Raw genomic sequence first — 12,505 nt, 5'->3', positions numbered from 1 at the left:
AATTATTTATTTTATTTTTGTTAAAAAATAAGCTTTGAAAATTTCACGAGAGATTAAAACCGCCATTCTAGTCATTGCCTCAATATTATTATTTATTTGGGGCTATTATTTTTTAAAAGGACGAGATTTGTTTACCGATTATAAATTAGTGTACGTTCAATACGACAATATTGAAGGCCTGACGCTTTCGGCTCCGGTAACGATAAACGGATTTACGGTCGGGAAAGTAAATAAGTTTGACATCGATAAGAAAACAGGGAGGCTAACGGTGGAACTCCAGATTAAAAATGATTTCCCGATTGGTAAATCGAGCATTGCCGAATTGTATTCGCCAAGTCCGTTTCTAGGAGGGAAACAAATCGCGATATTGCCTAACCTGCAGGATAGTGCTCTTATTAATGATGGAGATTACCTCCGTGCCTCAAACAAAGCGGGACTTACTGACCAATTGGCCGATCAAATCAAGCCGATAAAGGAAAAAGTAGAAAAGCTGCTGGAGAATGCAAACCTTATGGTGGTGAACCTCAATCAGGTTTTTGACGAGAAAACCAAACAAAACCTTAGAAGCAGTATTGCAAACCTGAATGAAACGCTCGCCGAATTTAAAGGCGCGTCTATAAAAGTCAACGATATGCTTGCGGAGAATAAAACAAAAATTGGAAGCACCATCACTAATTTTGATAAGACTGCAGCCAATTTCGCCAAAGTTTCCGATACAATCGCCAAAGCCGACATCGGGAAAAGCATCAGGAAACTGGAAGCTACACTGGCAAGTGTCGATAAAATAATGTCTGATCTGAATTCTGGTAAAGGTACGGTGGGTAAATTAATTAAGGATGAAACGTTGTACAATAACTTTGCAAAGACATCCAAGGAACTTGAGCTGCTTCTGCAAGACCTGAGACTCAATCCAACGCGCTACATCAATGTGTCGCTTTTTGGAAAAAAGAATAAACCCTATAAAGTGCCGGCTGAAGATCCTGCTACTTCTAAATTGTAACGCCTATGCATTATCTTGACAATATTTTATTTGCCATAATTTTGGGTCTTGGAATTGGTTACTTTACCTTGAACGTAAAAAAAATAATTCGGAACATCAATCTCGGGCGTGATGTTAATCGATCTGACAATCCTTCTTTGCGTTGGAAAAACATGGCGCTTATTGCGTTAGGCCAGTCCAAAATGGTTAGGCGGCCCATTGCAGGATTTCTTCATATCAACGAGTATGTTGGATTTGTGATCATCAACATCGAAGTGTTGGAGATTGTCATTGACGGCCTGTTCGGAACGCATCGTATTTTTTCGTTTCTTGGCATCGTTTACGACATTCTTATAGGTTCTTTTGAAATACTTGCCGCGCTGGTGTTGGTGGCAGTGATTATTTTCCTGGCCAGGAGGAACGTCATTAGGTTAAAGCGTTTTATCCATTCCGATTTAAAAGGGTGGCCAAAAAGTGATGCCAATTACATCCTTTATTTTGAAGTCGTGTTGATGAGCCTGTTCCTGATTATGAACGGTGCTGATTATCATTTACAGCATGTAAATGGCGGGTTTATGGATTTTCATGAAGCTGGTTCGTTTCCCATAAGCCAGTATATCTCAGTGTTGTTTGATGGCGTTTCAAATAATTTTGTTTATATGATGGAACGTGGTGCGTGGTGGCTTCACATCACCGGCATCCTGATATTCCTGAACTACCTTTATTTCTCGAAACACCTCCACATTTTACTGGCATTTCCAAATACGTATTATGCGGATCTGAATCCGAAAGGAAAATTTGACAACCTGGAATCGGTCACCAATGAAGTGAAATTAATGCTCGATCCCAATGCAGATCCTTTTGCAGCGCCAGCTCCTGACGCCAGCGCGGTTCCTGCTAAGTTTGGAGCGAGCGACGTACAGGACCTGAATTGGGTTCAATTGCTGAATGCCTATACGTGCACAGAGTGTGGACGATGTACTTCATCATGCCCGGCGAATATTACAGGTAAGAAGCTTTCTCCAAGGAAAATCATGATGGATACGCGCGATAGACTTGAGGAAGTAGGCAGAAATATGGATGCCAATAAAGGGATTTTTGTTGACGACGGCAAAACCCTTTTAAATGATTATATCACGCCAGAAGAACTTTGGGCTTGTACATCTTGTAATGCCTGTGTAGAGGAATGCCCTGTAAACATCAGCCCGCTCTCCATTATTATGGATATGAGGAGGTATCTTGTAATGGAACAGAGTGCAGCACCGATGTCACTGAATGCAATGATGACGAATATTGAAAACAATGGCGCGCCGTGGCAATACAATCAGCAGGACAGGCTTAACTGGAAAAACGAAAACAATTAATACAACAGAAGTAAAAATTCTCTTATAGGTGAGGTTAAGGGTGTTTTTAATCCATTTTTAAATAAAAATAATTAGAAACAAAACGAAAATGAAAGCAGACGAAATTGAAAAAAATCTACAGGAAGCAACTGAAAACGGACACAAAATAAGCCCGATTTTGCCTGAAGGGATTAAAAATTACCTCATTGACATCGATGGAACGGTTTGTGATGATATTCCGAATGAAGAGCCAGAAAGAATGTTGACAGCAGAATTGTACCCGGATGCACTTATTACATTAAACAAATGGTATGACGAAGGCCACATTATTTTCTTTTTTACGTCAAGAACTGAGGCACATCGCGAGTATACTGAAATTTGGCTGAAAAAACACGGATTCAAGTACCACGGAATAGTTTTCGGTAAGCCACGAGGTGGAAATTACCATTGGATTGACAATCATTTGGTGAAAGCAACGCGTTATCGCGGAAAATTTACGGACCTGATTGAGAAGGAGGTTACCATCCAGGTTTTCGATGACGGAAAGCACTAGTATGAAAACTTTACAATGGTGCAGTTTTGCACATTGTAATATTAAACAAAATATATGGCAGATAATTTAATTGTGCCAACAATGGCCGAAATGCTCGCAGAAGGGAAACAACCCGAGGTTTTGTTTTGGGTTGGCTGTGCAGGTAGTTTTGACGACAGGGCAAAAAAAATCACGAAGGCGTTTGTGCGTTTGTTGAACCGCGCCGGCGTTTCGTTTGCGGTTCTTGGCACGGAAGAAAGCTGCACCGGAGACCCGGCAAAACGGGCAGGCAACGAGTTTTTATTTCAGATGCAGGCCATGATGAACATCCAGGTGCTGAACGCTTACGAAGCCAAAAAAATCGTAACGGCATGCCCTCATTGCTTTAATACGATCAAAAATGAGTATCCGGAACTGGGAGGTAAATACGAAGTAATCCACCACACCCAATTCCTGAAATCACTGCTTGATGACGGAAGACTGACCATTGAAGGTGGGCAGTTTAAGGGCAAACGCATTACTTTCCATGACCCCTGTTATTTGGGCCGTGCCAATAATATCTACGAAGCACCACGTGACCTGATTCAAAAACTCGATGCGGAACTGGTGGAGATGAAACGATCACGTGCAAACGGCCTGTGCTGTGGTGCAGGAGGCGCGCAAATGTTTAAGGATGCAGAGTCCGGCGACAAAGAAGTAAACGTGGAACGTACCGAGGATGCGCTTGAAACTGCGCCGCAGATTATTGCAGCCGGATGTCCATTCTGCAACACAATGCTGACAGATGGTGTAAAAAATAAAGAACGCGAAGCAAATGTAAAAGTGATGGATGTCGCTGAGTTGATCGCCAATGCCCAGGATTTATAAAAAACAACAACATGTACGTTCCTTTTGAAAGTTTACCGGAAGAATCCAAAATCTGGATTTATCAGTCTAATCGAAAATTCACTGACGAAGAATTTCAGAGGATAGAATTATTGCTTAACGATTTTTTAGCCCAATGGACTGCCCACGGACATGACCTCCAGGCCTCTTTTGAGCTCAAATACAACCGGTTTATAATCATCGCCGTCGATACTTCCGTACAAGCCGCAACCGGCTGTTCGATCGATGCTTCAGTGCAGTTTATCCAAAGCCTTGAACTCGAGTTTGGAGTCGATTTGCTGGATAAAATGAATGTAACCTACAAATTGGGTCAACATATTGCACACAAGTCGTTGGTCGATTTTAAAAAAATGGCCAAAGAAAAAGCGGTTTCAGGAAATACTATTGTCTTTAATAATCTTGTCAACAATATCGCGGAATACAAAAATTCATGGGAAATCCCCGCAGACGAAAGCTGGCACAGCCGTTTTTTTTAAAAAATTATCATGCTTCAATCTTTCTTACGGCTTTGTTTGATCTCTATTTTCGCATTTTTTGCGACCAATTGTGCACCAAAGAAAAATTACAATGTTAATCCGGTTAATCCGGTGATCGACACCGTGCATCAGTTCAAGCAGAACGAACTTGGCAATGATGCTTCAAAGGGTAGAGATAAGTTTCCATTCCTGAAAGACTCAGACGCCGAAAATCGCTGGGTGGACAGTGTTTATCGCAAAATGGATTTTAGCGAGAAATTGGGGCAGCTATTCATGGTGTCTGCATATTCGAACAAGGATTCAGTCCACTTCAATGCCATTGACAGGCTAATCCGCGATTATAAAATTGGGGGTTTGATTTTCTTTCAGGGAGGTCCAGTACGGCAGGCAAAGTTGACCAATCGATATCAGTCAAAATCAAAAATTCCGTTATTTATTGCAATTGATGCAGAGTGGGGCGTAAGCATGCGGCTCGATTCCACCTACCGATTTCCATGGAATATGACACTTGGCGCAATAAAAGACAAGTCACTTGTCGAAAGGGTTGGCGCCCAAATGGGTAAGGAAAGTAAGCGTCTCGGAGTAAATTTCAATTTCGCTCCGGTACTGGATATCAATACGAATCCTAAAAACCCCATCATTGGATTTAGGTCCTTTGGCGAGGATAAGTATAACGTGACAAACTCAGCGGTTGCTTTAATGAAAGGCGTGCAGGGACAAGGCGTGTTTTCGACAGGGAAACATTTCCCCGGGCATGGCGATACGGAGACCGATTCCCATTATGCACTTCCTTTGGTGAATTTCTCAAAGGAACGACTCGAACAGGTGGAATTGTATCCCTACCGTAAAATGTTTGACGAAGGCTTGGTTTCCGTGATGGTCGCCCACCTGAATGTTCCCAGCCTGGAATCCCGTGAAAGTTATCCGTCGTCAATCTCATACAATGTTGTCACAGACCTTTTGCAAAAAGAAATGGGCTTCAACGGGTTGGTATTTACAGATGCCCTGAATATGAAAGCAGCTGCAAATTATCGGAAGCCTGGTGAAATTGACCTTGAAGCTTTTCTGGCGGGAAACGACATGCTGCTCTGCCCGGAAAACGTGCCGACAGCCATTGAGAAACTTTGTGTGGCTTATCAGGATACGTTAATCTCGGAGGAACGACTGGCCTATTCCGTTAAGAAAATTCTCAAATTCAAATACAAAGCGGGTTTGAACAATCGCAGGCCTGTAAATACGGCCAATTTATACTCTGATATCAACCCGTCCGAGAATACGGCATTGCAGTATCAGTTGTTTGAAAATGCAGTAACGGTGCTTAAAAGCAAAGACGCAATCCTTCCCATAAGACACCTGGAAAATAATCGCATTGCATATGTAAAGATTGGTGACGATTCTAATGCCGCTTTTCTTTCAACGCTAAAAAAATATACCGACGTTACCGAAGTGTCTGATACGAATATCGATTCCCTAAATGTCAAACTCAAAAACTTTGATTTGGTAATTGCCGGTTTCCACAAATCGGATAAGGCATGGAAAAGTCATGCATTTTCCCAAGCGGAAATTGAATTTGTGCAACAATTGGCCAAACAAAATAAAGTGATCCTGGATGTATTCACGAAACCTTATTCCTTGTCAGCGATTCCGGATTTTTCGGATGTTGAAGGTCTGATCGTTTCCTATCAAAATGCCGATATCGCACAGGAGGTTTCGGCAGAGGTGATTTTCGGTGCCGTCGATGCAAAAGGGAAACTTCCAGTGACGATCAACGACGAGTTTAAAGTGAATTTCGGGCTGACAACGGAAAAACTCAACAGGCTGGGGTTTACCGCACCCGAGAATGTGGGAATGAATCCATCAGTCTTGTCGAAAATTGACGCTGTTGCACAGGCAGCGATTGATCAAAAAATGACACCCGGCGCACAGATTCTGGTCGCTCGGAAAGGAAAAGTCATTTATCAAAAATCGTTTGGTTATTACACTTTCGATAATTTGAGAAAGGTACAAAACGCTGATATTTATGATCTGGCGTCTTTGACTAAAATTTTAGCGACACTGCCTAATGTCATGCTGGCTTATGATAAAGGGAAGGTGAACTTGAATACAAAGCTCGGGACGATGTTGCCCATCTTTGAAAAAACCGATAAAAAGGACATCGGCTTTAAAGAACTGCTTTCCCATTTTGCAGGCTTCGAAGCATGGATTCCGTTTTACAAATCAACTTTGGATTCAAACAAAGTGCCGCTTGAAAAGTACTACCGTAAAATTCCGCAAGGCGAATTTACGAGCCAGGTTGCAGACAGCCTTTACATTGAAAAAAATTACAATGAAACCATTATGAAGGCGATTGCTGACAGCAAGCTGTCTGGAAAGAGAGTGTACAAATACAGTGACTTTACGTTTCTGATTCTTAAGGAATATCTTGAAAAAATAAATCATAAGTCATTGGATGTTCTTGCGTATGAAAATTTTTACAAGATATTGGGAGCCAACAACACCTTATTCAACCCACTTCAAAAAGTAAATAAGACTGATATTCCGCCAACAGAGATCGACAACTATTTCAGGCACCAATTGCTCCAGGGTTATGTACACGACATGGCCGCTGCTATGGAAGGTGGTGTCGCGGGCCATGCCGGCTTGTTCTCCAATGCGATGGATGTCGCCAAGATCATGCAGATGTACCTGCAGAAGGGAAATTATGGCGGCCATGCCTTCTTTAGCGAAAAGACGTTCACCGATTTTAACACCTGTTATTTTTGCAGCGAAGGCAACAGAAGGGCATTGGGGTTTGACAAGCAGCAACTCCCCGGAACCCAAGGACCTACTTGTGGATGTGTTTCGGCTTCAAGTTTTGGCCATACCGGATTTACAGGAACTTATGCCTGGGCCGATCCGGAAACAGAAATTGTCTACATCTTTCTTTCGAACAGGACTTATCCCGATTCGATGGCCCCAAACGCACTTTCTAAAGGAAATGTAAGGGAAAATATTCAAAAGATAATCCAGGAAGCGATAGTGAAATGACATTTTTATCAGGTGGTTGAATACCTTGCTAAATGTTCTGCCAATTGTTTTTTAACGTAAATAATCTGATAGGAGCCTCCTTTTTTCTTAATTTCGTTACTCTAAAATTCTATAATGAGAATAGCTATTGTTTGTTATCCGACATTCGGGGGAAGTGGTGTCGTTGCTACAGAGCTGGGATTAGAACTTGCCCGACGGGGCCATGAAATCCACTTTATTACGTACCGACAGCCAGTGCGGCTCGCCTTGCTGAATCCAAATGTACACTACCACGAGGTCAACGTGCCTGAGTATCCATTGTTTCATTACCAGCCATACGAGCTGGCGTTGTCAAGCAAACTGGTGGATATGGTGAAATTGTATAACATTGAATTGCTCCACGTGCATTATGCGATTCCGCACGCTTATGCTGGTTATATGGCAAAACAGATGCTCAAAAGCGAAGGCATTAAAATTCCGATGGTCACCACATTGCATGGCACCGATATTACGTTGGTGGGAAATCATCCGTTTTATAAACCCGCTGTCAGTTTCAGCATCAACAAATCGGATATTGTTACTTCTGTCTCCCAAAGCCTAAAGGATGACACATACAAGTTATTCAATATTAAGAAGGAGATTCATGTGATCCCGAATTTCATTGAGCTGGACAAAAACCTGAATGATTCCAGTATTCCCTGCCGAAGATCCATCATGGCAAAGCCAGAAGAGCGGATTGTAACACACATTAGCAACTTCCGGAAAGTGAAGCGTATTCCTGATATTATTGATATTTTTTATAAAATACAACAGCATATCCCGGCTAAACTGATGATGGTCGGCGATGGGCCGGAAAAAGAAAGAGCAGAGCAATTGTGTTCAAAGCTGGGCATCAACGACAAAGTGATCTTTTTCGGTAACAGCAACGAAATTGACCGCATCCTGAGCTACACCGATTTGTTTTTACTGCCGTCGGAAACTGAAAGTTTTGGTCTGGCAGCGCTCGAAGCCATGGCGTGGAGCGTTCCCGTGATTTCGAGTAATTCCGGTGGACTTCCAGAGGTAAATTTTGATGGGATTTCCGGTTTTCTAAGCGATGTTGGAAATACAGATGAAATGGCGGCCAATGCCCTTAAAATATTAGCCCACGACTCCACGTTATCCTTATTCAAGGAGAATGCGCTTAAAGTCGCGGAACAATTTGATATAAAAAATATCCTGCCGCTGTATGAAGCGCTTTACCATGAGGCCTTAACCAAAATCAGATTATGAAAAAAATTCTATTGGCTGCGATTGCTTTAACCGTATTATCCTGTGGCGGTGCAAAAAGTACCGTCTCAAAACCCTTGTATGAAGTTTTGGATCAGCGCAGTACCGGCGGGGCAAGGATAAAGTTTTACGAAATTATTACAGAACCGAAAGAATTTAACATGATTAAAAACGATCCGGCTTTGAGAAAGAAAATCAAGCCAGACGATATTAATACCGCTAACTTCCTCATCCTTAGTGCTGGGGAGAAAAACACGGGTGGATATTCGATTGGGATTGAATCCGTAGAGGAAACTGCTGATAACATCATCGTGAAGGTGAAAGAAAACGAACCCAAACCGGGCGGCATGGTAACGGAATCCCTTACGACGCCTTTTGCCATCATAAAAATAAACTCAAAGAAAGAGATTATTATAAATTAAAAAATCCCGCTATAATGCGGGATTTTTGTTGATTTTTTAAAATCTATATCGAAGGCCAAGTGCAATGTCCGGACCGAAATTGTCATCCCTGAAATCATCGCCAAAATACAATTCCGGACGGATATCAAGAGATACCTGCAACGGAATGTCAAAATTATATTCAATTCCGATATCACCCGCTGCGACAAGAAATGTACCGCTGTCATTTCCATCATACCCCGGATAACGGTTAATGCTGTAGCTCCCGATTCCGCCTCCAACACCCGCATACCAATAGAACCCTTGGTCAATGTTCCAAAACCATTGGTAAACACCGACGAGTTTGTAAGCATCATAATGGTCATTATTACGCCATCCTAAGTCTAACTCAAGCCTGTTATCGCCTGATAAGCGGCGTTGGTATGACAACTCACCACCAAATCCATCACTGTCACCCAGACGTAAACCCAAAGCATTTTTTGAAACTTCCTGTGCCTCAGCGCTGAACGCAAGTCCAATTAGCATCACAGCAGATAAAATTACTTTTTTCATATTAATTGTTTTTAAATGGTTAGTTTAATCAAAACTTTGTCCTGATTAATTCAATTCAAAAGTAGTTCTTTGGCTCGGCGCATTTGTTATGAAATTTCCTCTTAAATTTTCAAATAAAAAAGGCTGTCAATAGACAGCCTTTAGCATTTCGAGCGATTTAGTTTAATTTGCAGCCAGTTACAAAATATTATAGTTGTCAAGCTCTTCCTTTTGGTTTTGACTGTCTGACTGCGGAATCGGCAGTTGGATTTGCAATAAGGAAAGATCGTTTAGTGTATAGGTAATGTTTGTACTGGCATAAACCATACCAATGCCTTCCGCGTAGTATTGTGTGGAAGTTACAACGTCCTGTGTGGGCAGTATCGCGATTGGGAAACCACCAAACGTGGCATTAATACTCAGGTTTAAAACGGTAACCACTTTTTTTACATTATTATAAGCCGTTCCGTTTGGGGTGCTATAGCTTGCTAAGTTTTCACCAGCGGTTGCTTTTAAGTTATATGTAATCGTCAAAGGAATTCCTTGAAAATCCTGGCTCAATGATCCGTTTAATACACCAAGCTGTTGATTGGGAGAAGCGTTTTCGTCCAAAACCACAAAATCGGTCACATCAAGGTTTACCGGTAACGCATTTCCGAAATTGAGCCCCGCAGACCCTGTTAAATATAATTTTCCGTTTTCTTTCCGGACAGCATTGCCATTCAGTGTAGTCGAGAAGAAACCTGTCGGCGTGACTTCAGTCTTGAATTTGCTGTACGTCTTTGCGTTGATGATCGTATCTTTTTCAATGTACAGGGAATCCCTTCCTGCGAGGTTTTGTGAGCCGCTTACATCGTAAACCCAATAGTTTCCGGTGGTTAAAGGAAGAAAATAGGTATTGGTAGTGCCATTTGATTCGTCGCTGGAGGAACATGACATCATCAATCCACATGCCGCAGCCATGAGTAACAACTTGTTTTTCATAAAATTGAGTTTAGTTGACTGCTAAAATAAGCAAAACATGCTAATGTCTCAAAAAAATTGAATGTTGTTCCAGTTCGCGACTCAATTTATCTTCCAGTTCAAAATAATCCTCGTCGTTCAGGTTTTTTTCGTCTTCTGAATAACGGTAGAGCTTCCACCGCTTTTTATTGTACTCCAGTGCAGTCAGATTTTCTACCCAGTCTCCGGAGTTCAGGTACATTGTTTCGCCCCGTTTATCCGATTTTCGTAAAATCTTTGGTTCGTGTATGTGTCCGCATATAACAAAATCATAGCCTTTTTCCAAAGCGATATCCGTGGCAGTTTCTTCGAAATCCGAAATGAATTTTACCGCTTTTTTTACACTGGCCTTTATTTTTTTCGAAAACGAGTAGGGTGCCTTTCCTAATTTAGTCAGTACCCAGTTTACAAAACGGTTCATAAGAATGAGATAATCGTAGCCAATGCCTCCCAGCTTGGCAATCCATTTGGCATGGCTTACCGACGCGTCAAATACATCGCCATGAAAAACCCACGCCTTCTGTCCGTCAAGGTCCAGTACGATTTTGTCTACAATAGAAAGGTTACCAATGTGCGCGTCACTAAACTTACGCAGCATTTCGTCATGATTTCCCGTCAGGTAATACACCTTAGTGCCCTTCGTTGCGAAATCCAGAATTTTTTTGACCACTTTCAGGTGTGTTTTTGGGAAATATGATTTCCTAAACTGCCAGATGTCTATAATATCACCATTCAAGACCAGGATTTTTGGCTTAATTGATGATAAATAGCGCAGCAGTTCCTTGGCATGACAACCGAAAGTGCCCAGATGCACATCCGAAATTACAACCAGTTCTACTTTTCGCTTTCTCATATTTTTGATGTTTTACAAATGAAGCATTGCCATGTAAACTGGACTATACCGAAAGGTTATTATTTCGTGTCGGGAACGTTATTAAACATCGACGGAATCGCTGCATTTCGGATTCTCAAAATTCCCTTTATTGTGTATATTTGTAAAAAACCAAAATATAATGGCCGGAAACAGCTACGGAAACCTGTTCAGGATAACTACCTTCGGAGAGTCACATGGAGAAGCACTAGGCGGTGTAATTGACGGATGCCCTCCCGGTATCACACTCGATTTCGATGCCATTCAGGCCGAGATGCGACGCCGCAGGCCGGGCCAGTCTGCCATTGTTACCCAACGGAAGGAAGATGATGAAGTCGAATTCCTTTCCGGCATTTTTGAAGGAAAAACCACCGGCACACCCATGGGGTTCATCATCCGCAACAACAACCAGAAATCCGATGATTACAGCCATATCAAGTCAACCTATCGGCCAAGCCATGCCGATTATGTTTATGAAAAAAAGTACGGCATCCGCGACTACCGTGGCGGCGGACGCAGTTCGGCACGGGAGACCGTCAGCAGGGTGGTGGCCGGAGCTGTAGCGAAGCAAGTCATCAGCAGTATTAAAATCAATGCATTTGTATCGTCTGTTGGGGAGATCTTCATCGATAAACCCTACCAGGAGTTGGATTTTTCAAAGACAGAGTCGAATCCGGTGCGCTGCCCTGACGCGGAAACTGCCGCCAGAATGGAAGCGCACATCCGCGACATTCGTAAAGCGGGAGATACCATTGGCGGAACCATTACCTGTGTGATCAAGAATGTACCGATTGGACTGGGTGAGCCGGTTTTTGACAAGCTCCATGCCGAACTCGGGAAAGCGATGCTGTCGATCAATGCCGTGCACGGATTCGAATACGGCAGCGGTTTCTGCGGTGCCCGAATGAAAGGCAGCGAACACAACGACCGTTACAACGCGGACGGAACAACCAAAACCAATCTGTCCGGTGGCATACAGGGTGGCATTTCGAACGGAATGGACATCTATTTTCGCGTGGCATTTAAACCCGTGGCGACCATTATGCAGCCACAGGAAACATTGGATGACCAGGGAAATCTGGTCGAAATGCAGGGAAAAGGCCGCCATGATCCGTGCGTCGTGCCACGTGCGGTACCCATTGTAGAGGCCATGGCAGCAGTCGTTCTGGCCGACTTTTACCTGATCAATAAGATATATAATAATTAGGAG

12 protein-coding genes are annotated in these 12,505 nt (G+C 42.6%); 9 read left to right on the top strand and 3 right to left on the bottom strand.

The window, feature by feature from the left end; translation table 11 throughout:
• Nucleotides 1-34: 34 nt before the first annotated feature.
• The 8 genes from CFE23_RS10980 (at nt 35) to CFE23_RS10945 (ending at nt 8,912) form a co-directional block, all read left to right on the top strand.
• Complete coding sequence (locus CFE23_RS10980; RefSeq protein ID WP_291087855.1) at nt 35-1,000, top strand: MlaD family protein; 966 nt, start codon at nt 35-37, stop codon at nt 998-1,000.
• Nucleotides 1,001-1,005: 5 nt separating this feature from the next.
• Entirely contained in the window at nt 1,006-2,343 is a 1,338-nt protein-coding gene (locus CFE23_RS10975; RefSeq protein WP_291087852.1) for a (Fe-S)-binding protein, read from the top strand.
• Nucleotides 2,344-2,431: 88 nt separating this feature from the next.
• The gene (locus CFE23_RS10970) at nt 2,432-2,875 is read left to right on the top strand and encodes a phosphoheptose isomerase (protein ID WP_291087849.1); all 444 of its coding nucleotides are present in this window, start codon (nt 2,432-2,434) and stop codon (nt 2,873-2,875) included.
• A 54-nt stretch (nt 2,876-2,929) separates the two neighbouring features.
• Nucleotides 2,930-3,721 carry a (Fe-S)-binding protein gene (locus tag CFE23_RS10965; RefSeq protein WP_291087847.1) on the top strand — a complete coding sequence of 264 codons (792 nt, stop codon included), beginning with the start codon at nt 2,930-2,932 and terminating at the stop codon, nt 3,719-3,721.
• Nucleotides 3,722-3,732: 11 nt separating this feature from the next.
• Nucleotides 3,733-4,215, top strand: coding sequence for an ABC transporter ATPase (locus tag CFE23_RS10960; RefSeq protein ID WP_291087844.1), 483 nt, complete (start codon nt 3,733-3,735; stop codon nt 4,213-4,215).
• Nucleotides 4,216-4,224: 9 nt separating this feature from the next.
• On the top strand, nt 4,225-7,242 hold the full coding sequence (locus tag CFE23_RS10955) for a glycoside hydrolase family 3 N-terminal domain-containing protein (protein WP_291087842.1): 3,018 nt from the start codon (nt 4,225-4,227) through the stop codon (nt 7,240-7,242).
• 114 nt (nt 7,243-7,356) lie between these two features.
• Nucleotides 7,357-8,493 (top strand): N-acetyl-alpha-D-glucosaminyl L-malate synthase BshA, encoded by a 1,137-nt coding sequence (bshA, locus tag CFE23_RS10950; RefSeq protein ID WP_291087840.1) that lies wholly within the window; start codon nt 7,357-7,359, stop codon nt 8,491-8,493.
• Nucleotides 8,490-8,912, top strand: coding sequence for a protease complex subunit PrcB family protein (locus CFE23_RS10945; protein WP_291087837.1), 423 nt, complete (start codon nt 8,490-8,492; stop codon nt 8,910-8,912). The genes bshA and CFE23_RS10945 overlap by 4 nt, the downstream gene beginning before the upstream one ends.
• Nucleotides 8,913-8,948: 36 nt before the next feature.
• Here CFE23_RS10945 and CFE23_RS10940 read toward each other — a convergent pair whose 3' ends face one another.
• From CFE23_RS10940 to CFE23_RS10930, 3 genes are all read right to left on the bottom strand, one after another.
• A complete protein-coding gene (locus CFE23_RS10940; RefSeq protein WP_291087834.1) occupies nt 8,949-9,443 on the bottom strand; it encodes a hypothetical protein in 495 nt (164 codons plus the stop codon).
• A gap of 177 nt (nt 9,444-9,620) precedes the next feature.
• Nucleotides 9,621-10,406, bottom strand: a complete 786-nt coding sequence (locus CFE23_RS10935; protein WP_291087833.1) for a hypothetical protein — start codon at nt 10,404-10,406, stop codon at nt 9,621-9,623.
• A gap of 40 nt (nt 10,407-10,446) precedes the next feature.
• Complete coding sequence (locus tag CFE23_RS10930) at nt 10,447-11,277, bottom strand: UDP-2,3-diacylglucosamine diphosphatase (RefSeq protein WP_291087830.1); 831 nt, start codon at nt 11,275-11,277, stop codon at nt 10,447-10,449.
• Nucleotides 11,278-11,437: 160 nt separating this feature from the next.
• Between CFE23_RS10930 and aroC the strand changes: the two genes are divergently transcribed.
• Nucleotides 11,438-12,502 (top strand): chorismate synthase, encoded by a 1,065-nt coding sequence (gene aroC / locus CFE23_RS10925; RefSeq protein ID WP_291087827.1) that lies wholly within the window; start codon nt 11,438-11,440, stop codon nt 12,500-12,502.
• Nucleotides 12,503-12,505 lie beyond the last annotated feature (3 nt).

Source organism: Flavobacterium sp. BFFFF1 (genome assembly GCF_002256285.1).
Lineage (GTDB): Bacteria > Bacteroidota > Bacteroidia > Flavobacteriales > Flavobacteriaceae > Flavobacterium.
The sequence above is the reverse complement of the archived record's forward strand: the minus strand, read 5'-3'. Positions and strand labels throughout refer to the sequence as shown.